38 protein-coding genes and 1 pseudogene are annotated in these 24480 nt (G+C 64.9%); 19 read left to right on the forward strand and 20 right to left on the reverse strand.

Going from position 1 to position 24480, the window contains the following annotated elements:
- Positions 1–9 precede the first annotated feature (9 nt).
- Both ACFVUS_RS12230 and rlmN read right to left on the reverse strand, forming a co-directional pair.
- Entirely contained in the window at positions 10–432 is a 423-nt protein-coding gene (locus ACFVUS_RS12230; protein ID WP_387764289.1) for a hypothetical protein, read from the reverse strand.
- A gap of 14 nt (positions 433–446) precedes the next feature.
- On the reverse strand, positions 447–1559 hold the full coding sequence (gene rlmN, locus ACFVUS_RS12235; RefSeq protein WP_387764291.1) for a 23S rRNA (adenine(2503)-C(2))-methyltransferase RlmN: 1113 nt from the start codon (positions 1557–1559) through the stop codon (positions 447–449).
- A 175-nt stretch (positions 1560–1734) separates the two neighbouring features.
- Between rlmN and ACFVUS_RS12240 the strand changes: the two genes are divergently transcribed.
- A complete protein-coding gene (locus ACFVUS_RS12240) occupies positions 1735–2058 on the forward strand; it encodes a lipopolysaccharide assembly LapA domain-containing protein (protein ID WP_387764293.1) in 324 nt (107 codons plus the stop codon).
- Between the two features lie 24 nt (positions 2059–2082).
- Here the strand turns inward: ACFVUS_RS12240 and ACFVUS_RS12245 are convergent, their stop codons facing one another.
- Positions 2083–2997: an AraC family transcriptional regulator gene (locus ACFVUS_RS12245; RefSeq protein WP_387764295.1), complete on the reverse strand. Its 915-nt coding sequence runs from the start codon at positions 2995–2997 to the stop codon at positions 2083–2085.
- Positions 2998–3116: 119 nt separating this feature from the next.
- Between ACFVUS_RS12245 and ACFVUS_RS12250 the strand changes: the two genes are divergently transcribed.
- On the forward strand, positions 3117–3542 hold the full coding sequence (locus tag ACFVUS_RS12250; RefSeq protein WP_387764297.1) for a TIGR03618 family F420-dependent PPOX class oxidoreductase: 426 nt from the start codon (positions 3117–3119) through the stop codon (positions 3540–3542).
- 38 nt (positions 3543–3580) lie between these two features.
- On the opposite strand, the gene ACFVUS_RS12255 is transcribed toward ACFVUS_RS12250, so the two are convergent.
- From ACFVUS_RS12255 to ACFVUS_RS12270, 4 genes are all read right to left on the reverse strand, one after another.
- Entirely contained in the window at positions 3581–4504 is a 924-nt protein-coding gene (locus ACFVUS_RS12255; protein WP_387765535.1) for a phosphatidate cytidylyltransferase, read from the reverse strand.
- Between the two features lie 226 nt (positions 4505–4730).
- On the reverse strand, positions 4731–5288 hold the full coding sequence (gene frr / locus ACFVUS_RS12260; protein WP_387764299.1) for a ribosome recycling factor: 558 nt from the start codon (positions 5286–5288) through the stop codon (positions 4731–4733).
- 37 nt (positions 5289–5325) lie between these two features.
- Entirely contained in the window at positions 5326–6060 is a 735-nt protein-coding gene (pyrH, locus tag ACFVUS_RS12265; RefSeq protein WP_067567919.1) for a UMP kinase, read from the reverse strand.
- Between the two features lie 135 nt (positions 6061–6195).
- Positions 6196–7089 carry a helix-turn-helix transcriptional regulator gene (locus tag ACFVUS_RS12270; protein ID WP_387764302.1) on the reverse strand — a complete coding sequence of 298 codons (894 nt, stop codon included), beginning with the start codon at positions 7087–7089 and terminating at the stop codon, positions 6196–6198.
- Positions 7090–7212: 123 nt separating this feature from the next.
- Between ACFVUS_RS12270 and ACFVUS_RS12275 the strand changes: the two genes are divergently transcribed.
- From ACFVUS_RS12275 to ACFVUS_RS12285, 3 genes are all read left to right on the forward strand, one after another.
- Positions 7213–8097 (forward strand): NmrA/HSCARG family protein, encoded by an 885-nt coding sequence (locus ACFVUS_RS12275; RefSeq protein ID WP_387764303.1) that lies wholly within the window; start codon positions 7213–7215, stop codon positions 8095–8097.
- Between the two features lie 68 nt (positions 8098–8165).
- Positions 8166–8540, forward strand: coding sequence for a hypothetical protein (locus ACFVUS_RS12280; RefSeq protein ID WP_387764305.1), 375 nt, complete (start codon positions 8166–8168; stop codon positions 8538–8540).
- A gap of 66 nt (positions 8541–8606) precedes the next feature.
- On the forward strand, positions 8607–8870 hold the full coding sequence (locus ACFVUS_RS12285; RefSeq protein WP_387764307.1) for a hypothetical protein: 264 nt from the start codon (positions 8607–8609) through the stop codon (positions 8868–8870).
- Here the strand turns inward: ACFVUS_RS12285 and ACFVUS_RS12290 are convergent, their stop codons facing one another.
- Positions 8871–9176 carry a hypothetical protein gene (locus ACFVUS_RS12290; RefSeq protein WP_387764312.1) on the reverse strand — a complete coding sequence of 102 codons (306 nt, stop codon included), beginning with the start codon at positions 9174–9176 and terminating at the stop codon, positions 8871–8873.
- A 188-nt stretch (positions 9177–9364) separates the two neighbouring features.
- Between ACFVUS_RS12290 and ACFVUS_RS12295 the strand changes: the two genes are divergently transcribed.
- Positions 9365–9736, forward strand: coding sequence for a hypothetical protein (locus ACFVUS_RS12295; RefSeq protein ID WP_387764314.1), 372 nt, complete (start codon positions 9365–9367; stop codon positions 9734–9736).
- Between the two features lie 98 nt (positions 9737–9834).
- Here ACFVUS_RS12295 and tsf read toward each other — a convergent pair whose 3' ends face one another.
- The 4 genes from tsf to ACFVUS_RS12315 all read right to left on the reverse strand — a co-directional run bounded on the left by tsf (position 9835) and on the right by ACFVUS_RS12315 (position 12613).
- Positions 9835–10659 (reverse strand): translation elongation factor Ts, encoded by an 825-nt coding sequence (tsf, locus tag ACFVUS_RS12300; RefSeq protein ID WP_387764316.1) that lies wholly within the window; start codon positions 10657–10659, stop codon positions 9835–9837.
- Between the two features lie 103 nt (positions 10660–10762).
- Complete coding sequence (rpsB, locus tag ACFVUS_RS12305) at positions 10763–11626, reverse strand: 30S ribosomal protein S2 (RefSeq protein WP_364630636.1); 864 nt, start codon at positions 11624–11626, stop codon at positions 10763–10765.
- Between the two features lie 226 nt (positions 11627–11852).
- Positions 11853–12182 carry a DUF202 domain-containing protein gene (locus tag ACFVUS_RS12310; protein ID WP_387764319.1) on the reverse strand — a complete coding sequence of 110 codons (330 nt, stop codon included), beginning with the start codon at positions 12180–12182 and terminating at the stop codon, positions 11853–11855.
- Positions 12179–12613: a YidH family protein gene (locus ACFVUS_RS12315; protein ID WP_387764321.1), complete on the reverse strand. Its 435-nt coding sequence runs from the start codon at positions 12611–12613 to the stop codon at positions 12179–12181. The genes ACFVUS_RS12310 and ACFVUS_RS12315 overlap by 4 nt, the downstream gene beginning before the upstream one ends.
- Positions 12614–12847: 234 nt before the next feature.
- On the opposite strand from ACFVUS_RS12315, the gene ACFVUS_RS12320 reads away from it, so the two are divergent.
- Positions 12848–13351, forward strand: a complete 504-nt coding sequence (locus ACFVUS_RS12320; protein ID WP_387765538.1) for a M23 family metallopeptidase — start codon at positions 12848–12850, stop codon at positions 13349–13351.
- 16 nt (positions 13352–13367) lie between these two features.
- Positions 13368–13937: a DUF1990 family protein gene (locus ACFVUS_RS12325; protein WP_387764323.1), complete on the forward strand. Its 570-nt coding sequence runs from the start codon at positions 13368–13370 to the stop codon at positions 13935–13937.
- Positions 13938–14043: 106 nt separating this feature from the next.
- On the opposite strand, the gene ACFVUS_RS12330 is transcribed toward ACFVUS_RS12325, so the two are convergent.
- The 5 genes and pseudogenes from ACFVUS_RS12330 to ACFVUS_RS12350 form a co-directional block, all read right to left on the reverse strand.
- On the reverse strand, positions 14044–14808 hold the full coding sequence (locus tag ACFVUS_RS12330) for a siderophore-interacting protein (protein ID WP_387764325.1): 765 nt from the start codon (positions 14806–14808) through the stop codon (positions 14044–14046).
- An 84-nt stretch (positions 14809–14892) separates the two neighbouring features.
- Positions 14893–15693, reverse strand: coding sequence for an N-formylglutamate amidohydrolase (locus ACFVUS_RS12335; protein WP_387764327.1), 801 nt, complete (start codon positions 15691–15693; stop codon positions 14893–14895).
- A gap of 148 nt (positions 15694–15841) precedes the next feature.
- On the reverse strand, positions 15842–16765 hold the full coding sequence (locus ACFVUS_RS12340; protein WP_387764329.1) for a tyrosine recombinase XerC: 924 nt from the start codon (positions 16763–16765) through the stop codon (positions 15842–15844).
- Between the two features lie 10 nt (positions 16766–16775).
- Complete coding sequence (gene dprA, locus ACFVUS_RS12345) at positions 16776–17864, reverse strand: DNA-processing protein DprA (protein WP_387764331.1); 1089 nt, start codon at positions 17862–17864, stop codon at positions 16776–16778.
- A gap of 149 nt (positions 17865–18013) precedes the next feature.
- A pseudogene (locus tag ACFVUS_RS12350) lies at positions 18014–18595 on the reverse strand (ATP-binding protein); the annotation flags it as partial.
- A gap of 53 nt (positions 18596–18648) precedes the next feature.
- Here ACFVUS_RS12350 and ACFVUS_RS12355 point away from each other — a divergent pair.
- Genes ACFVUS_RS12355 through ACFVUS_RS12375 form a run of 5 tightly spaced genes read left to right on the forward strand, consistent with a single transcriptional unit; the run spans position 18649 to position 19667 of the window.
- Positions 18649–18849 carry a hypothetical protein gene (locus tag ACFVUS_RS12355; protein ID WP_387764333.1) on the forward strand — a complete coding sequence of 67 codons (201 nt, stop codon included), beginning with the start codon at positions 18649–18651 and terminating at the stop codon, positions 18847–18849.
- Positions 18846–19061 carry a hypothetical protein gene (locus ACFVUS_RS12360; RefSeq protein WP_387764335.1) on the forward strand — a complete coding sequence of 72 codons (216 nt, stop codon included), beginning with the start codon at positions 18846–18848 and terminating at the stop codon, positions 19059–19061. Before ACFVUS_RS12355 ends, ACFVUS_RS12360 begins: the two co-directional genes overlap by 4 nt.
- The gene (locus ACFVUS_RS12365; protein WP_387764337.1) at positions 19058–19291 is read left to right on the forward strand and encodes a hypothetical protein; all 234 of its coding nucleotides are present in this window, start codon (positions 19058–19060) and stop codon (positions 19289–19291) included. Before ACFVUS_RS12360 ends, ACFVUS_RS12365 begins: the two co-directional genes overlap by 4 nt.
- Positions 19291–19449, forward strand: coding sequence for a hypothetical protein (locus ACFVUS_RS12370; RefSeq protein ID WP_387764339.1), 159 nt, complete (start codon positions 19291–19293; stop codon positions 19447–19449). Before ACFVUS_RS12365 ends, ACFVUS_RS12370 begins: the two co-directional genes overlap by 1 nt.
- On the forward strand, positions 19446–19667 hold the full coding sequence (locus ACFVUS_RS12375) for a hypothetical protein (RefSeq protein WP_387764341.1): 222 nt from the start codon (positions 19446–19448) through the stop codon (positions 19665–19667). The genes ACFVUS_RS12370 and ACFVUS_RS12375 overlap by 4 nt, the downstream gene beginning before the upstream one ends.
- A 21-nt stretch (positions 19668–19688) precedes the next feature.
- Here ACFVUS_RS12375 and ACFVUS_RS12380 read toward each other — a convergent pair whose 3' ends face one another.
- A complete protein-coding gene (locus ACFVUS_RS12380) occupies positions 19689–20279 on the reverse strand; it encodes a hypothetical protein (protein ID WP_387764343.1) in 591 nt (196 codons plus the stop codon).
- Between the two features lie 109 nt (positions 20280–20388).
- Between ACFVUS_RS12380 and ACFVUS_RS12385 the strand changes: the two genes are divergently transcribed.
- From ACFVUS_RS12385 to ACFVUS_RS12395, 3 genes are all read left to right on the forward strand, one after another.
- On the forward strand, positions 20389–20595 hold the full coding sequence (locus ACFVUS_RS12385; protein ID WP_387764345.1) for a hypothetical protein: 207 nt from the start codon (positions 20389–20391) through the stop codon (positions 20593–20595).
- Positions 20596–20995: 400 nt separating this feature from the next.
- Positions 20996–21178 carry a hypothetical protein gene (locus ACFVUS_RS12390; protein WP_387764347.1) on the forward strand — a complete coding sequence of 61 codons (183 nt, stop codon included), beginning with the start codon at positions 20996–20998 and terminating at the stop codon, positions 21176–21178.
- A gap of 39 nt (positions 21179–21217) precedes the next feature.
- On the forward strand, positions 21218–21445 hold the full coding sequence (locus tag ACFVUS_RS12395) for a hypothetical protein (RefSeq protein WP_387764349.1): 228 nt from the start codon (positions 21218–21220) through the stop codon (positions 21443–21445).
- On the opposite strand, the gene ACFVUS_RS12400 is transcribed toward ACFVUS_RS12395, so the two are convergent.
- Positions 21442–21789, reverse strand: coding sequence for a hypothetical protein (locus tag ACFVUS_RS12400; RefSeq protein WP_387764351.1), 348 nt, complete (start codon positions 21787–21789; stop codon positions 21442–21444). The genes ACFVUS_RS12395 and ACFVUS_RS12400 overlap by 4 nt on opposite strands.
- An 88-nt stretch (positions 21790–21877) precedes the next feature.
- Between ACFVUS_RS12400 and ACFVUS_RS12405 the strand changes: the two genes are divergently transcribed.
- Positions 21878–22246, forward strand: coding sequence for a DUF732 domain-containing protein (locus ACFVUS_RS12405; protein ID WP_387764353.1), 369 nt, complete (start codon positions 21878–21880; stop codon positions 22244–22246).
- A gap of 329 nt (positions 22247–22575) precedes the next feature.
- Here the strand turns inward: ACFVUS_RS12405 and ACFVUS_RS12410 are convergent, their stop codons facing one another.
- On the reverse strand, positions 22576–22782 hold the full coding sequence (locus ACFVUS_RS12410) for a hypothetical protein (RefSeq protein WP_387764355.1): 207 nt from the start codon (positions 22780–22782) through the stop codon (positions 22576–22578).
- Between the two features lie 506 nt (positions 22783–23288).
- Here ACFVUS_RS12410 and ACFVUS_RS12415 point away from each other — a divergent pair.
- The gene (locus ACFVUS_RS12415; protein ID WP_387764357.1) at positions 23289–24194 is read left to right on the forward strand and encodes a DUF5753 domain-containing protein; all 906 of its coding nucleotides are present in this window, start codon (positions 23289–23291) and stop codon (positions 24192–24194) included.
- The gene (locus ACFVUS_RS12420) at positions 24191–24373 is read left to right on the forward strand and encodes a DUF397 domain-containing protein (RefSeq protein WP_387764359.1); all 183 of its coding nucleotides are present in this window, start codon (positions 24191–24193) and stop codon (positions 24371–24373) included. Before ACFVUS_RS12415 ends, ACFVUS_RS12420 begins: the two co-directional genes overlap by 4 nt.
- The last annotated feature ends 107 nt before the right edge of the window (positions 24374–24480 follow it).

Genomic DNA, 24480 nt, shown 5'->3' on the forward strand with positions numbered 1-24480 from the left:
GAAATGACGTCAACCGGTCGCGAAGCCCACCAGCAGTACCACCGGCACCGCGAGCAGCGCGATCACGACGAGGGTGACCACGACCATCACCACGAGGGTCACCGTGATCAGGCGGGATGCCTCCGCGTCGGTCGCGGGGCCGGGGAGTGCGGTGCTTTCCTTTGCGTTCAACCAGCGGCCGACGATCCAGGCGGTCAGGTGGCGCACCAGCGGCTGAGCGACGGTCACCAGCAGGACTGCCAGGATCAGGGCGACAAGCCATAGTCGCCAGCCTTTGCCGGTGCGCAGGGCGGTGATCAGGTCCGGGATAACGACGACCGCGTTGATCACGGCGGCTATCAGCACAATGAGCCAGAGCAGGTGGAAACGACGAAGGCGGCGAACCGATTTCGGGTATTCGCCGCCTTGCTGGTCCGCTGACTCCTCAGCCACCGGATTTCGTCATGTCAGCCCTCGGCGGCCAGCTGGCCGCAGGCGGCGGCGATTTCCTGGCCGCGGGTGTCGCGGACGGTGCAGGGGACGCCCTGTTCGTTGACGCGGCGGACGAATTCACGTTCGACGGGCTTCGGGGAGGCGTCCCATTTGCTGCCGGGGGTCGGGTTCAGGGGGATGAGGTTGACGTGGACTCGGGAGCCCAGGGCCTTGTGGAGTTTCTTGCCGAGCATGTCGGCGCGCCAGGGCTGGTCGTTGATATCGCGGATCAACGCGTATTCGATGGAGACTCGGCGGCCGGACTTGTCGGCGTAATACCTTGCGGCGTCGAGGACTTCGGCGACGGGCCAGCGATTGTTGACCGGTACCAAGGTGTCTCGGAGTTCGTCATCGGGGGTGTGCAGGGAGACGGCCAGCGTCACCGAGAGGTCTTCGTCGGCCAGTTTGCGGATGGCGGGGGCCAGGCCGACGGTGGAGACGACGACATTGCGCTGGGAGATGCCGAGGCCGTCGGGGGCGGGCGAAGTGATGCGGCGGACGGCGTTCACCACGCGCTTGTAGTTGGCGAGGGGTTCACCCATACCCATGAAGACGATATTGGAGAGGCGGCCCGGGCCACCGGCTACCTCGCCGTCGCGCAGGGCAGCCGCGGCGGCGCGGACCTGGTCGACGATTTCGGCGGTGGACAGGTTGCGGGTCAGGCCCGCCTGGCCGGTCGCGCAGAACGGGCACGCCATACCGCAGCCCGCCTGGCTGGAGATGCACAGGGTGTTGCGGTCGGTGTAGCGCATGAGGACGCTCTCCAGGAGCGTGCCGTCATTGGCCTTCCACAGCGACTTGCGGGTGGTGCCGTCATCGCACTCGATATGGCGGACCTCGGTGAGCAGGGTGGGGAAAAGCGCTTCGCCGACCTTGGCGCGCATGGCTTCCGGCAGGTCGGTCATCTTTTCCGGATCGGCGACAAGGCGGCCGTAGTACTGGCGCGCGATCTGATCGGCGCGGAATTTGGGGAGGCCGAGTTCCTCGACCACAGCCTTGCGTTCCTGTGCGTCGAGATCGGCGAGATGCCGGGGCGGCAGGCCACGGCGGGGGGCGTCGAACACGAGGGGCACGGGGATCGAAGTCATAACCCTTCCAGTGTTCCATCCGAACCGTCGTTCCGGGCGTGCGGGGTGGGATGCGCTCATCACATTCGGCGTGAGCTCCGCGACAGTGTTCCAGCTAACAACGTGCGAAAACGACATACAGCAGATTAGGGGCGATATACGTGCACCGGTCATAGCAATCGGCAATGATCTAGCAATGACCACCGATGCCGTACCGACCGCTGGGTCGGAACCGACCCCGAGCAGCGGCAAGAGCAAGAACAAGGGCCAGGGCGTCCTCAAGACCCGCGCGGGCTACGCCTGGGTCGGCCTGGTCATCGCCGCACTGCTCGGCATCGTCGTATTGATCTTCATCCTGCAAAACCTGGAACAGGCGCACGTCACCCTGTTCACCTGGGACTGGAACCTGCCCATCGGCGTACTGGTACTGCTGTCGGTCTTCGCCGGCGCACTGGGCACCGCCCTCGTCGGCGGCTACCGCATCCTGCAACTACGCCGCGCCACCAAGAAGAACAGCTAGTACGACGGGCGAATCCGCAGACCGTCAGACGCCCGCGCGCAGCAGGTCGTCGGCGGTCTTTCGGTATTGCCCGGGGGCAGTGCCGAATTCGCGTTTGAACGCCTTACCGAACGCGTACTCCGAGCCGTACCCGGTGCGCCGCGCGACACCCGCGAGCGGAGCATCGGTCTCGCGCAGCAGCCGGGCCGCGGTGATCATGCGCCAGCGCGTGAGATAGGCCAGCGGCGGCTCCCCCAGCATGGTGGTGAATCGTTTGGCGAAGGCCGCGCGACTGAGCCCGGCCCGCTCCCCCAGCGACTCCACCGTCCAGCCGTGCGCCGGATTCTCGTGCATATCGCGCAGCGCCGCCGAAATGCCCGGATCGGCGAAAGCCGCTGCCCACCCGGACATTTCATGCGGCGCATCGGCGAACCAGGCGCGCAGCAGATAGAGCAGCAGCAGCTCCAGCAGCGGCGGGATCGCGGCATCGCCGCCCGGCCGCGGGGAACCCAGCTCATCGGCGAGCAACTCCACCGCGGCGCGCAATGCGGCATGACTGCCCAGGCGCGCCGGAATGTGCACCACCTCCGGGAGTTCGGCGAGCAGCGGATGCGTGCGATCCGCGGCCAATTGGTAAGAGCCGCACAGCAGCGTCGCGACCGGACCGGGACCATCGATGAAACGGATATCGGCCGGTCCGGCGGTTTCGGTGATCGCCGCGCCGAGCTGATCGACCAGCTCATGCGCGATACCGCGCGGCATGAACACCACATCGCCCGCCCCGAGCGCGATGGGATCGACATCGGACCTGGTCAGCCAGCACGAGCCCTGCAAAACGATATGGAATCCGGCACTCTCGATACGCGGATACGCCCGACCCCACGGCGCATGCCGCACGAACAGGCCGGAAGCGGGACTGCCGGTGCGTGCGGTCGCCAGCGCCGCACTCAGAACATCCATATCGAGAAGACTATGCGGCAAGACGATTGGATATCACCGCGAGATTCACGATGATTTATCGTCTGCGCGGGCGCTCATACAGTGGGTTCTATCGAATCCGCACTCAGACAGGACATTTCATGAGCAACAAGGGTCCCGCCCCGCGCACGCTGACCGATGACGAACTGGCCGAAATACTGGCCGCCCAGCAGTTCGGTGTCCTGGCGACGGTGAAACGCTCCGGGCACCCGGCCATGTCGACGGTGCTGTACAGCTGGGATCCGTCCGAACGCGTCATTCGGATCTCCACCACCGCGGACCGGCTCAAAGCCAAACAGGTGCGGAACAATCCGCATATCGCGCTGCATGTGAACGGGCCGACCGTATGGTCCTTCGCGGTCGCCGAGGGCGATGCGGAGGTATCGGACTCCCCGGCCGAACTCCTTGCCGCCGCGGGTCACCAGGACGATCCGGAGACATTCCTGCGTGAACAGGCCGCCGAGGGCCGCGTGGTGATCAAGCTCCGGGTCACCCGGCTATACGGCACCGCATTGGATGTCGGGTGACCACCGTCCTCCGGTGAAAACCGATGCGGGACTTCGAATCAGAGCAGCGCGGTCAGCACCAGCCAGGCCACGAAAGCGGACGGCAGCATGGAGTCCAGGCGATCCATGATGCCGCCGTGGCCGGGCAGCAGGGTGCCCATATCCTTGATGCCGAGTTCGCGCTTGACCTGGGATTCGATCAGATCGCCGCTGGTGGCGACCAGCACCAGGGCCACACCGAGCAGCACGCCGATCATCGAATTGGCTTGCAGCAGCAGGGTTACCGTCAGCAGGCCGCCGATGACGCAGAAGACCAGTGAACCGCCGAAGCCCTCCCAGGACTTCTTCGGGCTGATGTGCGGAACCATCGGATGCTTACCGAACAGCACACCCGCGATATAGCCGCCCACATCGGAGCAGACCACCAGGATCATGAAGGTCAGCACGCGCAGATTGCCGTCGTCCTCCAGCAGCATGAGCACCGCGAACGCGGCCAGCAGCGGAATCCAGGACAGCGTGAAAATGCCGATCGCGGTGTCGCGCAGATAGTTTCGCGGTGTGGCACGCAAACCATGATCGAACAGTCGCCACACCATCACCGTCAGCGCGGTCGCGCCGAACGCGCCCAGCACACCCTGCGGGCCGAACGGCCAGGCCAGCCAGATGATCGCCTGACCACCCGCCAGCAGCGGAATGCGCGGCACCAGCACATCGGCCTCACGCAGCCGCTTGGCCACCTCCCAGGTCGCCACCGCGACGGCCGCGGCGATCACGCCGATCAGCACCTTGGGCGCGAACAGCAGAATCGCGATGAGCGACAGGCCCAAACCGAAACCGACACCCAGCGCGGCGGGCAGATTGCGACCCGCCTTGGACGCGGGCGGCGCGGGCGCACTCGCAGCCGCGTCGGGCTGCGAACCCTCGGTGGCGGCCTGCTCCCCCGCCGACGCGGAACCGGCCGCGCCCGAACCCGCGGCCGCGATCCCCGTCGATGTCGACTCGGACCCCGGCGCCCCCGATGCGGGCACCGATCCCGCGGTTCCCTCGCCGGGCGGCGTCACCTCACCGGTGGCGGCAGTCTCTTCGGCCACGATTGTCCTGTCGCTCACTTGTCGTCCGTTCGTCCCTACCCCCGGCCGACACCGCCGGTCGTCCGTTCCCAGATATCGAGCAGCCGTGCCCGGACCACCAAGCCCGCGCGCAGAACCGCTAGACCTCCAGCAGTTCGGCTTCCTTATGCTTCACCAGTTCGTCGACACTGCCGACGTACTTGGCGGTGGTCTTGTCCAGATCCTTCTCGGCGCGACCGACCTCGTCCTCACCGGCCTCGCCGTCCTTCTGGATGCGACCCAGCTCGTCCATGGTCTTACGGCGCACATTGCGGATCGCGACCTTGGCGTCCTCACCCTTGGACTTGGCCTGCTTCACCATTTCACGGCGCCGCTCCTCGGTGAGCTGCGGAACCTGCACGCGAATGATGTCGCCATTGTTGGTGGGGTTCACACCCAGATCCGAATTGCGGATCGCGGTCTCGATCTCCTTGAGCAGCGCCTGCTCATAGGGCTTGATGACGAGCATGCGCGGCTCGGGCGAGCTGATGCTCGCGACCTGGGTGATGGGCGTGGGCGACCCGTAATAGTCGATAACGATCCGGGAGAACATGCCCGGATTCGCGCGACCGGTCCGAATGGAACCCAGGTCGTCCTTCGCCACCGAGACGGCCTTCTCCATCTTTTCCTCGGCGTCGAAGAGCGCTTCTTCAATCACGGCGTTTCCTCCACAGCGTCATTCGTTCTTCTGGCGGTCACGAACGGACCAGCGTGCCGATCTTCTCACCGGCGACCGCACGGGCGATATTGCCCTTCGTCAACAAATTGAACACCAGCATCGGCATCTGGTTGTCCATACACAGGCTGAACGCGGTGGCGTCGGCCACCTTCAGGCCTTGTTCGAGCACCTCTTTATGGGTGATCTCGGTGAACATGGTGGCATTCGGGTCCTCGCGCGGATCGGCGTTGAACACACCGTCGACCGCCTTGGCCATCAGCACCACTTCCGCGCCGATCTCCAGCGCGCGCTGGGCGGCGGTGGTGTCGGTGGAGAAGTACGGCATGCCCATACCCGCACCGAAGATCACCACGCGACCCTTCTCCAGATGCCGCTTGGCGCGCAACGGGAGATACGGTTCGGCGACCTGACCCATGGTGATGGCCGTCTGCACCCGGGTGTCGATCCCCTGCTTCTGCAGAAAGTCTTGCAGCGCAAGACTGTTCATCACGGTGCCGAGCATGCCCATGTAATCCGAGCGGGCGCGTTCCATACCGCGCTCCTCGAGTTCGGCGCCGCGGAAGAAATTCCCGCCGCCGATGACCACCGCGACCTGGACGCCGTCCTCGACGACCTCCGCGATCTGCTCCGCAACCGCCTGCACCACATCGGGATCGAGACCGACCTTGCCACCACCGAACATCTCGCCACCGAGCTTCAGGAGCACTCGGCGATAGCCCTTGCGGTCGGGGGCCGTATCCGGGTCCGTCATCGGTCTCCTTGTCCTTCGCGGTGATGCGTAGCCACGCACATGAAAAGACCATCCCGGCGCACGAGAATCGCACGGGACGGCAACAAACTTCTGTCTATCCTGCACCACGCACGGTCACGACGGTGCGGCGACCCTCTATACCGCGTCCGAATTCGTGACATTCGGTGACGGCCGCGCGCGGGCCAGCAACGTTGCGATGCGCTGCCCCGACACCGCATCGCGCGGCACCTGCACCACCAACAGCAGACCCTGATTCTCGACCGGGCGCAATTGGAACAATTCCAACTCGATCACCCCGATACCGGCATGGCGCACAGCCACGCTCGCGGGACGGAAACGATGGATCGGGTACTCGGACCACCAGCCGCGGAACTCCGGACTGGCCTCGGACAAACCAGACACCAAGGCGGACAGCACCGGATCGCCCGGCCGCCGCCCCACCGCATCACGCAACTGACTCAGCACCGCCAGCGCCGCCGACTCCCAGCGCGGCATACGCGCTCGATTGTCCTTGTCGGTGAACATCATCCACATCAGATTGCGGCGGGACGGCGGCAATTCCAGCGGATCATGACGCACCAGCACGTACGCGCGATTCCACACCAGATAGTCGAAATCCGGGTCGTAGACCACCGCCGGATTCGGCATGGACGCGTCCACCAGGCGCTGCAAACGCTGCCTGTCCGCGTCCGGACGCGGTTCATTCGGTTCGGCCAGACCCGCCAGAAAACGCAGGTGACCGTGCTGATCCGGATCCAGCCGCAGGGTACGCGCCAGGGCATCGATGACCTGCGCGCTCGCCGCCACATCCCGGCCCTGCTCCAGCCAGGTGTACCAGGTCAGCCCCACCCCGGACAGTTCGGCGACCTCCTCGCGGCGCAGGCCCGGGGTGCGTCTGCGCGCGGGATCGCCGTACGCCACCAAACCCACATCCCCCGGTTGCAGCATCGCCCGCCGGGCCCGCAGGAACTCCCCCAATCGCGCCTGCCGCGCCGCCAGCGGACCGGGATTGCCGTTGCCACTTACCATTCCGACACCCCCCGTGCAGAGCCTCTGGGTAGCAGTATCGCCACCAGGACAGGGACGTGCACGAATTCGTAGCGTGATTACCGGTAGCAAATCCAAATCCGCAGGGAATCAAGGGAGTACGCCATGTCCGAGCACGACGCACCGATCCTGGTCATCGGCGCCACCGGCCGCCAGGGCGGGGCCACCGCCACCGCGCTACTCGAACGCGGCTGGCCGGTAAGGGCTTTCGTACGCGACCCGGAAGCGCCCGGGGCTGTCGCACTGCGGTCGGCGGGCGCGGAGCTCGCGGTGGGCGACCTCGACGATGAGGACTCACTGCGCAAGGCCATGGACGGCGTGCACGGGGTATTCCTCATGCTGACCATGATGGACGGGGTGAACATCAGCCTCGCAGCCGTCGCGGATGAGCAGCGGCGCGGGCGGCGCATTGCCGAACTGGTCGGCGAACTCGGCATCGACCACCTGGTGTACAGCTCGCTCAGCGGTGCGGGCACGGACTCCGGTATCGAGTACTACCGGTCCAAGGAACAGATCGAGGACCGCATCCGCGAACTAGGACTACCCGCTACGATTCTGCGCCCGGTGCTGTTCATGGACAATTTCGCCACCTACAACAAGCCCACCCGCGACGGCGACGACCTGGTGCTGGCCCTCGCGGTCGCTCCGGACATCCCGATGCCGCTCATCGCCATCGACGATATCGGCCGCTTCGCCGCCATCGCCTTCGACCGCCCCGACGAGTTCCTCGGCCGCACCCTGGTCCTGGCCGGAGACGTCCTGACACCACCGAAGATCGCCGAAATCCTCAGCCGCGCAGCCGGATTGACCCCGCGCACGGTACAGATCCCGATCGAACAAATCCGCGCCTTCGACGAACAGGTCGCAAAGATGTTCGCCCACTTCAACACCCACCCCCCGGCCCCCGTCGATCTCGTCGCCCTGCGCACGGCATATCCGGAACTGCTCGACCTGAACGGCTGGCTGCGCGCCACCAACTGGAAACTCTGAAGTGCGAAACTCGATCCCACATTGCGAAATTCAATCTGAAATATCAACTGTTCACTAATGTGGCGGGCATGAACATCAAGTACCGGGCCGGGGTGGCTCTAGCCGGTCTGATCATGGCAACCGCCCTGACAACGACCGCGGGCCACGCCTCGGCGGATATCCCGCTCACCCCGCCCGCCGACACCTCACCCACGGCCACGGTCGCGGACGCCCCCAGCGGTTCGGGTGCGGGCTCGGCCACCGGCTCATTCAATCTCCTCGGACCCCTGCTCAACTCCGAAAGCGGCTGGGCCCAAGCCAATCACCTGCCCGACTTCAGTTCGTTCAGCGCCGAGGCGGCGGGAAGTTCTGTCGTGCAGTTGATCTGGCCGCCGATTCTCTCGGCACTGCTGTCGGGGTCGGGCATCTGCACCACCTGCGCCAACAACCACCAAGGCGCGTGAGCCGTGCAATCCAAACGACGCGCGCTTCGTGCCGGCATCGCCGCACTCGCCATCACCGTTGGGCTCGTGACTACCGCAGGGTCGGCCGTCGCGGAGGTGCCGTTGGACGCCGCGCCCGTGATCACCGCTGACAACATCTACACATCGGGCGAGACCATCAACCTCGGCTCGGTGACCATCCCGCGCACCACCGATCTACTCAGCTCGATGAGTGCCGCAGCCTCGGACGTTCCGATCCTGGCCGCCATATGGCGGCCGTTCGGGACAATCCTCATGATCCTGATATGCGGTGGCATCAATGGCTGCGCGCATTCCTCCGGTCAAGGGTAATCAGCGCGGATCGTGGGCCGAATATATTTGAAGTTTAGATGTTTCAAATAATGTGCGGATCATGATCAGCAGCACACACCAAGGGATCCGAATCGGGTTCGCCATCCTGACGCTCACCACGGGAGTGATCGCCGCGGCCGGACAGGCCGCGGCGAATGTCGCACTCGAACCGATCGATGGCGCCTCGGCCGTCGCCATCACCCCGGCGACCGGAAGCGCGAGCGGGAGTAATGCTCTTCCGCCGGGGAGCTCGGGCGTCAACGATGCCTTCTGGACATTGTGGGGGAAGTTCGGCGACGTGTTCATCTATCCACTCTTCAGCGGGTCGTTGAATGCACATGGCCCCGGCGTTTCCTAGTCGGCCGACGACAGGGCCGCACCGCGCACCGAGATACGTCGCGGAGCGGGGCCGTGCGGAATTCGGCAGGCGCCCAACGGAATTGGGGGCACGGAAACTGATTGAAATGAATACATTTCAAATAGCATCGACAGCTATGACACGCTTCTCAACCCGGATCGCCTGCGGTGGACTCGCCGCGCTGGCACTCACCTCCGCACTCGGCATCGGCACCGCCGCGGCCGACATCACCCTCACCCCCGCCGCCGACACCTCGCCCGCCGCGGTCGCGGACTCGCCCAGCGGTTCGGGCGCGGGCTCGGCCACGGGCTCCGCCAACCTCCTCGGCCCGATCATCGGCCCGCTACTGAACGCGGAAAGCAGCTGGGCACAGGCGAATCACCTCCCGGACTTCAGCTCGTTCAGCGCCGAGGCGTCCGGAAGCGCGGTTATGCAGCTGATCTGGCCTCCGATCATCACCGCGATCCTCAGCGGTTCCGGTGTATGCACGACCTGCGCAAGCCACTGACCACGGTTATCACCGCTTGACGACAGCCCCGGATATGGAAAGGCCCCTCGCTCATCGAAAATCGATGGGCGAGGGGCCTTTTCGGTGTGTCAGGCGAATTACGCCTGGCCGACCTCGAAGCGGGAGAAGGCGGTGACAACGGCACCGGCCTCGTCCAGGAGCTGCTTCACGGTCTTCTTGTTGTCGGTGACCGACGGCTGCTCCAGCAGGACGACGTCCTTGTAGAAGCCGTTGACGCGACCTTCGGTGATCTTGGCGAGGGCGGCCTCGGGCTTGCCCTCTTCGCGCGCGGTCGCCTCGGCGATCGAACGCTCCTTCTCGACCAGCTCGGCCGGAACCTCATCGCGGGTCACGTACTTGGCCTTGAGCGCGGCGACCTGCATGGCGGCGGCGCGGGCGGCCTCGGCGGCCGCTTCGCTGTCACCGGTGTACTGCACCAGCACGCCGACGGCGGGGGGCAGATCGGTGGCACGCTTGTGCAGGTAGGTGGCGACGGGGCCGTCGTACGAGATGACGCGACGCAGTTCGAGCTTCTCGCCGATCTTCGCGGCCAGCTCCTGCACGGCCTGATCGGCGGTCTTGCCGCCCAGGTCGACAGCCTTGAGCGCGTCCAGGTCGGCCGGGCGGGCCTTGGCGGCGGCGGCGACAACCGCGTTGGCCAGTTCCTGGAACTCCGCGTTCTTGGCGACGAAGTCGGTCTCGGAGTTGATCTCGATCAGCACGCCGTCAGCGGCGGTGACCAGGCCCTCGGCGGTGGCGCGCTCAGCGCGCTTGCCGACGTCCTTGGCGCCCTTGATGCGCAGGGTCTCGACGGCCTTCTCGAAGTCGCCGTCGTTCTCCTCGAGCGCCCGCTTGCAGTCCATCATGCCGGAGCCGGTGAGGTCGCGAAGCTTCTTCACGTCAGCGGCGGTGTAGTTCGCCATGGCGGCGAGCCTCCTCAGTGTTGGTCTGTGGGTTTGTCACACCATGCCGCCCGCTTCCGAACAGGAAGGGGCGGCAGGGTGAACTAACTGCTTGTGACTCGGCTCAGAAATCAGCCGGGGTGGTGGCCGGGGGAACCTCGGCGACAGCGGCCTCGGCCGCGGTCTCGACGGGGGCCTCAGCGGCAGCCTCGGCGGCCGGGGTGGCCGACGACAGCAGTTCCTGCTCCCACTCGGCGAGCGGCTCGCCGGCTTCGGGCTTGGAATCACCGGCGGCACGCGAGGCACGAGCCTGCACGCCCTCGGCGACGGCGGAAGCCACAACGCGGGTCAGCAGCGCGGCCGAACGGATCGCGTCGTCGTTACCCGGGATCGGGTAGTCGACCAGGTCGGGATCGCAGTTGGTGTCCAGGATCGCGATGACCGGGATGTTCAGCTTGCGAGCCTCACCGACGGCGATGTGCTCCTTGTTGGTGTCGACGACCCAGATGGCCGAGGGAACCTTGGCCATGTCCCGGATGCCGCCGAGGGTGCGCTCGAGCTTGTTCTTCTCACGCGTGAGCATGAGGATTTCCTTCTTGGTGCGACCCTCGAAGCCACCGGTCTGCTCCATGGCCTCGAGCTCCTTCATACGCTGAAGGCGCTTGTGCACGGTGCCGAAGTTGGTGAGCATGCCGCCCAGCCAGCGCTGGTTCACGTAGGGCATGCCGACGCGAGTGGCCTCGGCCGCGATCGACTCCTGGGCCTGCTTCTTGGTACCGACGAAGAGGACGGTGCCACCGTGGGCGACAGTCTCCTTGACGAACTCGTAGGCCTTGTCGATGTAGGTCAGCGTCTGCTGCAAATCGATGATGTAGATGCCGTTGCGGTCGGTGAAGATGAAACGCTTCATCTTCGGGTTCCACCGACGGGTCTGGTGTCCGAAGTGCGCGCCGCTGTCGAGCAGCTGCCTCATTGTTACGACAGGCATGGCCCCGTAACCCTTTCATTGCTGGTTGACGCAGAAATCGGCGATCTCTGCCCTGGCGCCCACAGCCCTCGGAACCCGCCAATGAAAAATCTGGGGGACCAGCCGACGACCCTCGATGTGGGCGCGCGAAGTCGGATTGCGTTCAAGCAAACCGCTGGATCAGTTTACGGTGCCGTCACCCCAGGCCGAAATCGGCCCTAACAGAAGGGGGCTGACCTGGCAATACTTACTTCCCGAGGATCGCGTATTCCAGTGCCAGCACGAACGCCACGGCAACCACACCGCCGACCGCCACCGCGACCGCGGCGATACCTCGATCCCCCTTGTTCCACGCGCCTTTTCGATGCGAATGCAATACCTGGCCCCGGCGCACGCACACGGCCGTGACCACCAGCAATGCGATCGTGGCCATGAACGCCGCCACAGTCACCGGACGCCAATCACTGCTGAACGCGGCCTTGAGGAACAGCACCGCGTTGGCCATCGACGCGATCGCGGTGCGCCGCCAGGCCAGGGCGGTGCGCTCGGCCGCCAGACCCGCCTCCGGTCTGGTCACGACAGCAGTAGGCCGATGCCCGCGAGCACCGCGATGATCGCGATACCGGCGGCCAGAATCGGCACCATGAGCGTGCGCGGCATCTTCGCACCGGCCTGCATGGCGGCCTGCACATGCCGCCAACGGCCGTACGCGCCCAGCGCGATGATGCCCGCGAGCACGATGCAGCTCATCGCGACGGCGGAGCGAACGCCGTGGTGGCGAAAGGGTTTCACCAGTTCGTGCACGGCGACGCCGCCCGCGAGCAGGCCAAGAGCGGTGCGCATCCAGGCCAGGAAGGTGCGCTCGTTGGCGAGCGTGAAGCGGTAGTCGAGTTCGGACTCCTCGACCTCGATGAGCTCTTCGATCCGGGCTTCGGTGGCGGCGATCTCGTGTTCGATCGCGGCCGGATCCGCGTTGGCGGAATTTCCGGACGGCTCGGCGGAGCCCATGCCAATTCTCCTTTTTCCATACGAGGCTGCCAATGCGAAACACCTGGTCCAGCCGGTTTCGAGCATGTCAATCACGCAGTATTCACATCGCGTGGGCTATCCACATTCGCCATTCACGGTAGTCCGGCGGCGAGCGTCGGCGCGCACAGTGAACGCATGCGCCCGCTCGTGTCGATCATTCTCGGCCGGCTTCCGGTGCGACGGCTCGGGCCGATCGCTGTCGGCTGGTCAGCTATGCGGCGGCTCACACCAATCGCCGTCGGCGGGTTGGTCCTGCTGCTGGGGCCGATCGTCTTCGCGCCGTCGTGTTTCGCGGCGCCGGGCGAATTCGACTGGCCGCTGCGGCCGCGCCCGGCGGTCGTGCGCGCCTTCGACAAACCCGAGCGGAATTGGCTGCCCGGGCATCGCGGGGTAGATCTGGCCGGAACGCCCGGGCAGCAGGTGCTCGCGGCGGGCGGCGGCAGGATCGCGTTTGCGGGGGTGGTCGCCGGGAAATCGGTGGTGTCCATCGATCATCCCGGCGGGCTGCGCACCACCTACGAACCGGTGACATCGTCAATCCCGTTGGGCCGCACGGTGAATCGCGGCACACCCGTCGGCGTGCTGGAGCGCGGGCACGACGGTTGCCCGGTGGCGGCCTGCCTGCACTGGGGAGTGCGTCGCTCGCATGATTATCTGGACCCGCTGGGCCTGATTCATCGAACGCCCATCCGACTCAAACCACTCGAGGCCAACTGAGGCCAGGATGTAGGACATGCCGCACGAACCCGCCACCATCCCCTTCACCTATCCCGATGTCGGCGCGACCACCGGTGATTTTCCGAAGGGCTATCACCACTTCCGAATGCGCCGCCGCATCGGCTCCGGCCGGCCCATGTTCAACCATGCGGCCAGCCAGGTTCTCGAATACGAGATGCAGCGCGGAACCGGGATTTTCGTCGCGGCGGATACCCCCACCGCCGAACCGGGGACCGAAATCACGATTCGACTGGGCGGCGTAGGTCCATTCGGAATTACCGCCCCGGCCCGAGTCGTCTACATCCTCGACGAGCCGAATCAGCGTGGATTCGCGTACGGCACCCTGCCCGGTCACCCCTTGATCGGAGAGGAACTGTTCGCGGTCGAATACGACCCGACCGACGAATCGGTGTACGGGATTATCGCCGCGTTCTCCCGGCCGGGAGCCTGGTACGTCCGCGCGGGCGGCCCGGCGGTTCGGTTGATGCAGCGCTGGTTCGCATGGCGGTACATCATGACGGTCCGATCCTGCGATCGGGCAGCCAAGCGCAAACCGAAGCCGGAGCAGGGAACCACCGCACACTGACCACGTGCCCGATACCTGGTCCGGGGGCGGCCCCTGAACACGACCGACCCGACTGAACCGGGGCAGCACCGAACCCAAAGCGCGGCGCGGAGTGGACCTCGCGTAGCTAAACGCCTGCGGGAGTAGCCTTCTCGCTCTCGGCGAGGTCGGACTTCCAGCGGCGGAAGCCCTCTTCGGTGCGGCCGCGACGCCAGTAGCCGGAGATGGACGACGCCCATTCGGCGGTGACGCCGCGCTCCTTGCGGATGTAGGGGCGCAGATCGTGCATGACCGCCTGGGCTTCACCGTGGATGAAGACCTGCACCTGGCCGTCGAGCCAGGGTTCGGCGCGCACCGCGGCGGCCAGCAGTTCACCCGGGTCGGCGTCGCCACGGTGGATCCACGTCATCTTCACGCCTTCGGGGTATACGAAGGCGAGTTCATCGGCGGGACCGGCGACTTCGACGAATACCCGGCCCACCGCGTCGGCGGGCAGCGCGGCGCAGGCCGCGGCGATGGCGGGCAGAGCGGAATCGTCACCGGCGAGCAGATGCCAGTCGGCGTCCGGGCGCGGGGCGTAGGCGCCGCCGGGGCCGAGCAGGTCGATGGTGTCGCCGGGTTCGGCGGCGGCGGCCCAGGGACCGGCCACGCCCTCATCGCCGTGATAGACGAAATCGATGGCGATCTCCTGCGCGGCGGTATCGATCGAGCGCACGGTGTAGGTGCGCATGGTGTCGCCGTCCGGGCCGGGGAAGGCCAGTTTCACGTAGGCATCGGTGAACGCGTTCGGCTCGAACGCGGCGAAGCCGGGACCGCCGAGGTGGACGCGAATCAGGTGCTCGGACAGGCGAATGGTGTTCTGGACGACAAAGGTTGTGCGGGCGCGAGCCAAGGAGCCACCTCCATTATTAGGATTACCTAACTCAACGTAGCACGGCTAACGATAGCTCGTCGATAGACTTCGATATGGCGTCGATTACGAGAGTTCATCGATCAGCGCGGCCAGCGCGATCGCCAGAGGTTCCAGACCCGCTCCGGGCGGCCCACCGGGTTCGCTCATATAGGTGTCCCGCCTGATTTCCAGCATTAACGCGATGACGCGCGCATCTGTTCCATACCGGTCCAGGGGTACATAGGTCCCGGCGAACGGACTGTTCACGCCGACGCCGCCGAACTCCGCGAAAACCTCGGCGGCACGGGCTGTGAGCCATGACGGTGTATGAAAGTCGTCCGTACCCAGGCAGATCGGCGGCCGATCACCATCACCATGCAACTCATAGGGCAGCGGAACGGTCGGATACGAGTGCACATCGATGATGACCGCCCGGCCCGTGGCGGCCAGCCGATCCGCGACCACATCGGTCATCGCTCGCGCATAGGGGCGGAAATAAGCATCGAGCAGCGGTTCCGAATCGAAATCCGCCGGACGCAAAGCTTTCCGATGCGTAGTCCGGGCGTACACCGCCCCCATACCCGCCGCGAGCATCTCCTCGCGCTCATCGGGGAAGCGTTCCGGGTCGACGACCAGACGGGACAACCGATTCACGAACCGCCAAGGCGAAACCTGCGCACGCTCCGCCGCGATGGCGGCGAGCCGCTCGGTATGCGCATCGGTGATCCGATCCAGCTCATCCTCGAGCTCCCGCTCATCGAGCAGAATATCGACCCGAACAGCGGCCGGGATCACCCGCGAGGAATGCGGAACATGCAGAATCACCGGCGAATTCGCGGCCCCGGCCAGCAGCCCGACCGACTCGGGAACCGGATCAACAGTCATGCGCGCGAACCGCCGACATCACGCGCCCGCCCGAGGTTATCGGCGGTTGGCGGCGATACCGCGCGCCGAAGGCCGGACCGCTCATGGCTGGCAGTAGTTACGTGCGAAGGTGCGGGCGGGTCGATGAGTCGCTGGAGGTTGTAGGCCGTCATGCGCGGGGGTGGGCTTGGTCGTGGGCTTTCTTCAGGCGGTCGATGGAGACGTGGGTGTAGAGCTGGGTGGTGGCGAGGCTGGCGTGGCCGAGGATTTCCTGGACTATGCGCAGGTCGGCACCGCCTTCGAGGAGGTGGGTGGCGGCGGTGTGGCGGAAGCCGTGCGGGCCCATGTCGGGGGCGCCGGGGATCGCGGAAATCACTTCGTGGACAACGGTTCTGGCTTGGCGCTGATCGAGGCGGCGGCCGCGGCGGCCGAGCAGCAGGGCGCGGCCGGAATCCGGGATCGCGAGCAAGGCGCGGCCGTAGCGCAGCCAGGCGTCCAGGGCTTGATCGGCGGGGAGGCCGAACGGGACCGCGCGTTCCTTGTTGCCCTTGCCGAGTACGCGCACCAGACGACGTTCTCGATCCACGTCGTCGATATCGAGGCCGCAGAGTTCGCTCACTCGAATTCCGGTGGCGTACAGCATCTCCACGATCAGCCGATCGCGCAACGCCATCGGATCATGCTGGGCCGCACCGGATTCCGCCGCATCCATGGCCGCCCGCGCCTGCTCTCGGCCGAGTACCGTGGGCAGCACCCGATGCGCCTTGGGCGATCCCAGTCGCGGGCCCGGATCCACCCCCAGCTTCCCGGTATGCGTCAGCCACGCGGTGAAGGTGCGCGCCGAGGAGGTGCGCCGCGCCATGGTGGTGCGGGCCGCACCGCCCGTTGACTGCTCCGCCAGCCACGACCGCAGCAGTGCCAAATCCACTTCCGCCACACCGGAATCCGCCGCCCGCGCCACCAAATGCTCCAGCAGCGACCGCGCATCCCCCACATAGGCTCGCACCGTATGCTCCGACCGATTCCGCCCCAGCCGCAAATGCCGCCCGTACTCGGTCAGCAAGGCCTCCAGGTCCTCGGGCAGTCCACTCATCCCCCCACGTTCACCCTCCCCCACCCGCAAAGCAAGTTCCCGCGCCGCCTATCCGATACCACCCGGAGTCATCGCAGGCCACGAGCCCGGCAATCTCCAGACCGGACAGCGTCGCCCGAACCGCGGGCATCGACAGGCCGGTCTCCGCGACCAACGACCGCGGCACCCGCGACCCGACCGCGGGCAGCGCCGCATAGATCAGCGCCTCCTCATCGGACAGGTTGTCCTCCGGCGCGGACGGCACCTTCCCCGGCAGTGAAAGTCGCAGCGGCCCAGCCTCATCGAGAATGTCCGCCGCGCTGGCAACCAGAAACGCCTCCCCCTCCCGAATCATGCGATGACACCCGACCGATGCGGCCGAGGTGATCGGCCCCGGCACCGCGAGAGCCGGACGCCCCAGTCGCCGAGTCCATTTCACGGTATTGCGCGCCCCACTGCGCGCACCCGCCTCCACCACGACCACGGTGTCCGCCAAGGCCGCGATGAGTCGATTCCGCGCCAGGAAATGATGCTTTCGCGCCCCGGTCCCCGGCGGATACTCGCTGACCACCAACCCCGTGGCAGCGATCTCCGCGAGCAGCTGATCGTGCTGCACCGGATACGGCCGGTCCACCCCGCACCCGAGCACGGCGATGGTGCACCCACCCACCGCGAGCGCCGCCCGATGCGCCATCCCATCAATCCCGAAAGCCGCCCCCGACACCACCGTCCAGCCCCGCACCGCGAGTTCCCCCGCAATCTCCCCCGTCGCGTGATTCCCATACCCGGTGCTGCACCGCGCACCAACGACGGCCACGGCCCGCTCAGTGCACTCCAACAGGGACCGCGGCCCCCGCGCCCACAACACCAGCGGCACAGCGGCAGCCTCATCCTGCTCCGGATCCAACTGCCGCAATCCCAGCATCCGCCACGCGGGCCACTCCGCATCATCCGGCGTAATCACCCGCCCCCCAAGCCGATCCATCAACGCCAGATCCGCCTCGGCCTGCTCGACCCCCCGCCGCGCTTCGGTCGGCCCACGCAACACCTCCGGCAGCGCACACGTACGCACCGCCCGAGCCGCCTCCACCACCCCCACCGACTCGATAAGCGAACTCAATGCCGCACAAGGTCCTTCGACCACCCGCGACAAATAGATCCACGCCAAACGCCGCTCATCGTGGCTCCGGTCGGATTCGGCTGCGGCGCATTGCGGTTCAGATGAGGGATCCGGTCCTGGCTCGGCCGGACCGTGGAGACGGTGGTCGGTCATGCGGCACCTCGCTGGCGGAAGTTCAAGGCTTGCAGGATGTCCTGGGCCGTCGGCAGGTCGCCGCCGCGTAAGTCGCAGACGGTCCAGGCCACTCTGATTGCCCTGTCCGCTCCTCGGGCGGACATGCGGCCGTGGCGGAGGGCGTTTTCGACGGGGGCGAGGGCCTCGCGGGGGAGGCGGAATTTTTGGCGCAGGATATGGCCCGGGACTTCAGCATTGGTGGATAAGCCCAGGGCGGACCAGCGTTCGGCCGCCGCGTCTCGGGCCACGGCTACTCGGGCTCGGACTGCCTCGCTGCTCTCGACTTCCTCGCCGCTGAAGGCACCGGCGGATTGGGCGTGCATCTGGACCGCCAGGTCTATGCGATCGAGCAATGGTCCCGAGAGCTTGCCGAGGTAGCGACGGCGGGCCAGAGGGGCGCAGATGCAGTCGATATCGCGGGCGGGTGCGCACGGGCAGGGGTTGGCCGCCAGCACCAGCTGGAATCTGGCGGGATAGCGCGCTACGCCGTCACGACGGGCAATGCGAACTTCGCCCTCCTCCAAGGGAGTTCGAAGCGCCTCCAGCACCTTGGTACCACCAAAAGTTGGTAACAGGAAGCATAACGCACCCTCCCGCCAGGAGACCAACTATGAGCACCAAAGATGCTGCCCCACAACCGATTCCACTCGGAGCCGATAGGGAATACACCGCCTGGCTCGGTCAGATCGATCACCTTCTTCGGACCCGCTTCGGCCTGAAGTTCGACGCCATCACCTACGACTGGCGCACTGACTACGACCGTGGCCAGTCCCCCGTGACCGCCGCCGCAATGGCGGTGATGTCGCGATGACCTACGCCGAGCTGGTTCACACGCAGGCCGAGAACTGCGTACGCGCGACGTTCGAATACCACGGAGCCTTCAACCAGAAGCAATTCCGCGTGCACTTCGAAACCCTGGTGGACTTCGCCTATCGGGACGAGTTCGCCGCAGCGATCAAAGCAGAAGAGCGCCACAGCAGCATGATTGCCCTGCTCTTCGCATTCGAAGGGGCGAAGAAATGAATCTCTTCACCAACCTGGACCCCGCGCTCATGGCCTCCCGGTCCGTCGCAGTCATCGCGGATTACGGTGCCGATTACCTGGAAGAGCCGGAGTTCCGCGCCGACTTCGACAAGGTATGGGCGTCGGCCGTCGTGCCGCCGGAGTTCGCCGCGCGGGTAGTTGCCGCCGAGCAGCAGAACGACATCATCGGCTGGTACTTCCGGTGCCGCAAGGAATTCGAGGCGCTGTGATGTTGAAAGCCACTGAAGAGCAGCTGCACATCATGCTGGCGACAACGGACGAACTCGAAGCCGAATACGAGCGCGAGGTGAATCCAGCCCGGAAGCTCCGACTCGGCCGGGCGATGGACGAGCGCAAGTTCTATCCGTCCGAAGGGTGCCAGCGATGACCACCGCCACCGAATACCAGCTGTCGCCCCGGCGGACCCTCACGGCTGGCGTGGCGTGCTCGCTGAAGCACCTGCGCGGCGTCTGGAAGTTCGTTCACGTCAGCACGTCCACGCAGGGCGCAGTGAGCCTCACGTTCGTTGGCGGGCCAGCTGGGCACCGCGAATACCGCTCTGTACGGCCGGACCGAATCAAGGCGATTCACCGGACACCGCAATGAGACATGTGGCTATTCAGTCCACTACTCCTTTGGATACGGCTCTATTCCCCTAGCCCTCTTACGTTCAGTAACCCGAGGCTTAAAGTATTCAACCAAGAAAGGAATGCCGCCGAACGCAACAACTATCATTGCAATGCAACCTAGGCCGCCAGTAAAGGCAAATAAACCTCGCCCTTCCTCGGAAGTGACATCGAGAATAATCGATTCTGCACCCATGAACGCGAGAACGCATAATACTGTAGCAAAAAATTTCACCAACAGGATTCGCCGGTTCTTTCGGAAGACAAATCTATCCAGTTCCACTTCAATTCCGCCGCCTACGGCGATATGCGGAAGGTTCGACAGCTGTTCCGAATATCGAATTTCAGCAAGAACTACCTCGATGGACAATCGTATCGATTCCTTGCCTGGCATATCCTCGGGCCAGTCCTTCAGGGCGGTAATGAGTGACACTAGCCGCTCATGAGGAGTCTTCTTCACGGCGCGCAGGGACACCCTGCCACTTATCAATGCCGCGATGACAACTCCTAATGGAACCCCAAGTGCAAGGTAGGGGATCCACCAAGGGACATCTGCCTGGGATGTGGCCGCCTGAGCCATCTGCTCAATCACCCATCAATGCTCCCAGGAAGCAGTACCTAGCGGACAAACTTGCGCAACGCTAGCCAGCTGTATGCCGATAAACGGACATACGACCAGATACCAGACGGGAGGCGGCTCGATGAAGGTCACGGTTACTTGCGTCGAGTTCGCCACCGGCCGGGCCGAAGAACACATCGTGGAGGCCGACGAAGCCCTTCGGGAAATCGTCCGGCGCATCCCGTCCGCCACCACCAGCGAATACGTGTTCATGACGCTGGCAAACGGTCGCCAGGAAGTGATCGTGTTCGAGCCCGAGCGCCGGTATCAGTACGCCTGGACGGGGTGAGGCCAGGAAACCAGCTCCAACCGGCCGATGCTTTGTCTGATGCTCAGAGGTCGCGTACTATCGCCGGTGGCTGAAGTTGTAAGTGTCCGCCAACTCAGCCCGTTCTCGCACTCCATGGATGAAACCTTGGGGGCCTGTTCACCAGCTTGTACAGGGGCGACGCGAGCAAGATAACGGCATTTCGAACATCCACGACGAGACCCCAACGGGTGCCCAGATCCCCGCTATATATGAAAGCCGGTAGTCCTTCACGGTGAGGAAGGACGCCAAGTTCCTCCTGGCTGGAGGTCGAATCTTGGCTCAGATCAAGCACATCCATCATTTGTGGATGTGGCATTGGTCGAGCTGAGGTTCGCGAATGCCCTCTCCTCGACCACAACCGAGAGAGGAAGAGCCCCCAGTGGCGTTGACCGATTACATCGAACCCGTGCTGTACACCCTCGGTGGTGGAGCTGTAGCCACGGCCGCCACCAAGATCAGCATTGTGTGGCTCGCCCTGCGCGAAGACGGCGTGGATGCCGACAAGCGCAAGGAAATCCTGGACGGACTGTCCAAGCTCCTGAAGCTCCGCAAGCAGGCGTAGTTGTCGGCCACGGAGCCACCCAGTCGATAGGGTGGCTCCGTGGCCGGACGCAAGCCAGACCCGAAGGCCGAGATGGCTTGGGTGCTGGAGCAGATCGAAGCCAAGGCAGCCAAGGGCGAAGACACTGCCGAGCTGGAGCAGTACGCGAACCAGCTGCTGGACAAGCAGGCAGACGAGCAGCTTCGCCGCGGTCTGGAGATCCGAGAAGAGATGCGCCAGCGGCCCCAGCCCGAGCCGGACGAGCACCACCCCGGCAAGCTGTTTTAAAACCGTCCCGTCTGGAGGATAAAGGCCGCACGCTGCGCCAAGTACTCGGTGTTCGCGCCAGAGGGTGACGGATCGCCCCAATCGTCCGGCCGACCATCCGAGCAATAAGCCGTGAAAATCTCACCGCTCCAAGAGATTACGTGGTCGTATGCGGAAAACGCGTTGGAGAGGTACCAACCCTCGTCCGCCCTCCCGTTATGAGTGAAGCGGAAGTTTGTCGGTATTTGATGCTTACGCATCGTCTCGGCGAACTCGCGCGCGGCTTGTTCAGTCTCCCGATCCCGCTGTTCACCCCGTTGCCAAGCGGCTCTGTTCTGGTTCAAAGCATCCTCGAAGGCACTCATAGGTAACCAGTATCGGCACCCCACCTCGCTTTCATAGCCGTATGCGATGATTCCCCCGGCAGTTCGAACTTCTCTGGGAGGGGTGCGGGTGGGCGTCAAGGGCTGGGCCGCTTGGCCTGTCGTCATCATTGGAGCGGTCTCGCTGGCCGCCTGCGGTTCAGGCGCTGACGATGCGGCTACCACGCAAGACGCGAAGTTCCTCGCGGCGATCAAGCACGACGGCCTACCGCACGACAGCTCTATGAACGTCTGGTCGGCCGCGAAGAAGGTCTGCGAACAGATGGACCAGGGTCAGACCGCCGAGTACGAGGCCGCGGTGGTGGCAGCCGTCCCCCGCGATCAGGTGACTGTCAATGACGTTGCGGCCCCGTACTTTACGGCTGAACAGTCGCGGGAGTTCGTCAACGAGGCGATTGCGTTCTACTGCCCGAAGTACAAGGACCAGCTGCTGAAGTAGACCCCCGGACATGCGGAAGCCCCCGGGCCGGTAGTCGACCACCCGGGGGCTTCCTCTACCCCCTTCCGGCTGCACATCGTGGACTAGGCACCGGGCGGGGAAGTCTTCAGGCGGGGTCGGTCCAGATGTTCCAGGAACCCCTAAGGGACACAACGTTATTCGAGCTTCGAAGCGTACGAGACTCGCGGTCAAGGCGGGCGAACCGCTTCTCGAAATACGCTCGCGCGGAACAGTTCTCGTCGCAATCGGCGTGAGCAGCCCGCCCCCTGCGCGCGACTTCCAGGCTCATGACCGGGTAGTCCGGCGGCTGGTGGCTGATCACCATAACCTCACCGCATCTCGGTCGGGCGCGGGTTCTGTTGCACCGCATACATTCCCGCAATGGCCTTGCGTGCGGCAATCAGTTTCGCGACGGCTTGACGCTTCTTCGGGCAAGCCAGGATCGAGCAGCATTGATGAACTCGTACGACACCTCGCGCATAGCTGAGAGACATCGCCGTGACTGCTTCGTGGTTCTCGATTGGGATACCCAGCATTGGGCTGCCCCCTTCATGCGAGTTCGTTGACATTGCCTCATCGCCCCCGGTGCTGGCCCCGGTATAGCCAACCCACCCGCGTCCCCTGCGCGGTTGCGGTGATGTCCAGGTATCCGCCTTCGGTACTGGCAAATCTGAGAGACCGAACATCACCGGCCGGGGCGTCGTCCTGGAAGTAGCCCGAGTAACCCCAGGCAACGATTGCCAGCAAGAAAGTGATGAGCAGAGCGATGAGTACCACTGCGTCCCAAGACATTTCAAAATCCCCTTGATCAACCTATGGTGTGGATCTTGGCTTGAATGCCCAGCGGCGGCCCGTTCCCAGTCCCTTGTCGTCGCCAGGTGCGATGGGTCCAGTAGACACCTAAATCGTTGCGAATAACCCGCCCCGGGCGGACTCGTTACGAAATACAATGGGTGTCCGCCAGGGACGTGTCCCCCACGGACATAGTCCCCAACGGGCACCGTCCGTGACGGACAATCCACAGATAGCGAGGCTAACGAAAATGGCCGAATTGACGGTCTCTCGCATGGATTTCGGCAAGTTCATGCAAGGGCTTCGACAGAAGGCACCGAGATCTTCAATGACCACCGCCGCGCTTCACATCGAAGTGACCCGGCAGGTTCTTGACCGACTGGAGCGCGGTTCGCCAGTGAAGCTAGGCACCATGCACATCAACGGCCTTCTGGACCACTACGAGGCCACCCCCGAAGAGCGGTCGGCCGCGCTATCACTGTGGACAGAGATCAAAGAGCAGGACAAAGCGGCTAAGGCGCAGGGGAATTCGAAGGGCTTCTGGAAGGCATACTCCGATCAGGTCGTTCCAAACTTCGAACGCTTCCTCCGACTGGAGAAGGTCGCAATCGGAATCACCGCGCACCAGCCGGTCATCGTCCCCGGACTGTTGCAGACCCCCGACTACCGCCGTGCGATCCTTCGCATCAACGAAACCAAGAGACTGTCGGCCGTCGACCTTGAACGCCGCGTGGAACTCAACGAGAAGAGACAAGCCCGTCTCGGCGATCCAGACTTCCAGCTGGAGACCTATCTCTCCGAAGCTGTCCTGCGGAATCGCGCCGGGGCTCCGCCGGTTATGGCCGGGCAACTTCACTGGCTTGCGGAGGTCGGCGCGCGCGACAACGTACGCATTCGGGTGATCCCCTTCACGGCCGAACCGCACGCCGGGATGACGATGCAGACCTTCACCCTGCTGGAACTGCCGACCGGAACGAGCGGAGCCGCGCTGCCACCAGTGGTGTACGCAGAGGGCGCGATTGGGAGCGTTTTCCATGAGCACGAAGAGGAGGTCTACCCGTATCGACAGGCCATTGACGGTCTGCGCGCGGTAGCGTTGAGCGAGAACGACACCCGAGACTTTCTGTCTCAAGTTGCGAAGGAGTACGCGGCGTGAAGAACCCGGTAAGGGGCGAGTGGTACAAATCGAGCTGGTCGGACGCCAACAATCAGTGCGTGGAGATTTGCCACGACGAAGGCCGGACGGGCGTCCGCGACAGCAAGAACCCTGGCGGGCCTGAGCTGTACTTCACGTCCGACCAGTGGTCACAGTTCGTCCAGTTCGTCAGCGAGTAACACTCCAGCACCGGCAGGGGTTGTCCGACCAGCCCTGACCGATCGTGCCAATCAGCGGGGAGCTTGGGCGTGGTGCCTGGGCTCCCCGTTCGCATGTAACCAGTCTC

This window comes from Nocardia sp. NPDC058058, assembly GCF_042885355.1.
Classification (GTDB): domain Bacteria; phylum Actinomycetota; class Actinomycetes; order Mycobacteriales; family Mycobacteriaceae; genus Nocardia.

What these genes read in the sequence shown, in the direction of transcription:
- ACFVUS_RS12355 (WP_387764333.1), top strand. Translation starts at nt 18,649, where the DNA reads ATGAGCACCAAAGATGCTGCCCCACAACCGATTCCACTCGGAGCCGAT.
- ACFVUS_RS12375 (WP_387764341.1), top strand. Translation starts at nt 19,446, where the DNA reads ATGACCACCGCCACCGAATACCAGCTGTCGCCCCGGCGGACCCTCACG.
- ACFVUS_RS12245 (WP_387764295.1), bottom strand. Translation starts at nt 2,997, where the DNA reads ATGGATGTTCTGAGTGCGGCGCTGGCGACCGCACGCACCGGCAGTCCC.
- ACFVUS_RS12325 (WP_387764323.1), top strand. Translation starts at nt 13,368, where the DNA reads ATGCCGCACGAACCCGCCACCATCCCCTTCACCTATCCCGATGTCGGC.
- ACFVUS_RS12295 (WP_387764314.1), top strand. Translation starts at nt 9,365, where the DNA reads ATGACACGCTTCTCAACCCGGATCGCCTGCGGTGGACTCGCCGCGCTG.
- ACFVUS_RS12280 (WP_387764305.1), top strand. Translation starts at nt 8,166, where the DNA reads ATGAACATCAAGTACCGGGCCGGGGTGGCTCTAGCCGGTCTGATCATG.
- tsf (WP_387764316.1), bottom strand. Translation starts at nt 10,659, where the DNA reads ATGGCGAACTACACCGCCGCTGACGTGAAGAAGCTTCGCGACCTCACC.
- ACFVUS_RS12335 (WP_387764327.1), bottom strand. Translation starts at nt 15,693, where the DNA reads ATGACTGTTGATCCGGTTCCCGAGTCGGTCGGGCTGCTGGCCGGGGCC.
- ACFVUS_RS12410 (WP_387764355.1), bottom strand. Translation starts at nt 22,782, where the DNA reads ATGCTGGGTATCCCAATCGAGAACCACGAAGCAGTCACGGCGATGTCT.
- ACFVUS_RS12240 (WP_387764293.1), top strand. Translation starts at nt 1,735, where the DNA reads ATGACCACCGATGCCGTACCGACCGCTGGGTCGGAACCGACCCCGAGC.
- ACFVUS_RS12365 (WP_387764337.1), top strand. Translation starts at nt 19,058, where the DNA reads ATGAATCTCTTCACCAACCTGGACCCCGCGCTCATGGCCTCCCGGTCC.
- ACFVUS_RS12315 (WP_387764321.1), bottom strand. Translation starts at nt 12,613, where the DNA reads ATGGGCTCCGCCGAGCCGTCCGGAAATTCCGCCAACGCGGATCCGGCC.
- ACFVUS_RS12320 (WP_387765538.1), top strand. Translation starts at nt 12,848, where the DNA reads ATGCGGCGGCTCACACCAATCGCCGTCGGCGGGTTGGTCCTGCTGCTG.
- ACFVUS_RS12250 (WP_387764297.1), top strand. Translation starts at nt 3,117, where the DNA reads ATGAGCAACAAGGGTCCCGCCCCGCGCACGCTGACCGATGACGAACTG.
- ACFVUS_RS12275 (WP_387764303.1), top strand. Translation starts at nt 7,213, where the DNA reads ATGTCCGAGCACGACGCACCGATCCTGGTCATCGGCGCCACCGGCCGC.
- ACFVUS_RS12360 (WP_387764335.1), top strand. Translation starts at nt 18,846, where the DNA reads ATGACCTACGCCGAGCTGGTTCACACGCAGGCCGAGAACTGCGTACGC.
- ACFVUS_RS12340 (WP_387764329.1), bottom strand. Translation starts at nt 16,765, where the DNA reads ATGAGTGGACTGCCCGAGGACCTGGAGGCCTTGCTGACCGAGTACGGG.
- rlmN (WP_387764291.1), bottom strand. Translation starts at nt 1,559, where the DNA reads ATGACTTCGATCCCCGTGCCCCTCGTGTTCGACGCCCCCCGCCGTGGC.
- ACFVUS_RS12370 (WP_387764339.1), top strand. Translation starts at nt 19,291, where the DNA reads ATGTTGAAAGCCACTGAAGAGCAGCTGCACATCATGCTGGCGACAACG.
- ACFVUS_RS12400 (WP_387764351.1), bottom strand. Translation starts at nt 21,789, where the DNA reads ATGAGTGCCTTCGAGGATGCTTTGAACCAGAACAGAGCCGCTTGGCAA.
- ACFVUS_RS12290 (WP_387764312.1), bottom strand. Translation starts at nt 9,176, where the DNA reads ATGAACACGTCGCCGAACTTCCCCCACAATGTCCAGAAGGCATCGTTG.
- ACFVUS_RS12385 (WP_387764345.1), top strand. Translation starts at nt 20,389, where the DNA reads ATGAAGGTCACGGTTACTTGCGTCGAGTTCGCCACCGGCCGGGCCGAA.
- ACFVUS_RS12270 (WP_387764302.1), bottom strand. Translation starts at nt 7,089, where the DNA reads ATGGTAAGTGGCAACGGCAATCCCGGTCCGCTGGCGGCGCGGCAGGCG.
- ACFVUS_RS12415 (WP_387764357.1), top strand. Translation starts at nt 23,289, where the DNA reads ATGGCCGAATTGACGGTCTCTCGCATGGATTTCGGCAAGTTCATGCAA.
- pyrH (WP_067567919.1), bottom strand. Translation starts at nt 6,060, where the DNA reads ATGACGGACCCGGATACGGCCCCCGACCGCAAGGGCTATCGCCGAGTG.
- rpsB (WP_364630636.1), bottom strand. Translation starts at nt 11,626, where the DNA reads ATGCCTGTCGTAACAATGAGGCAGCTGCTCGACAGCGGCGCGCACTTC.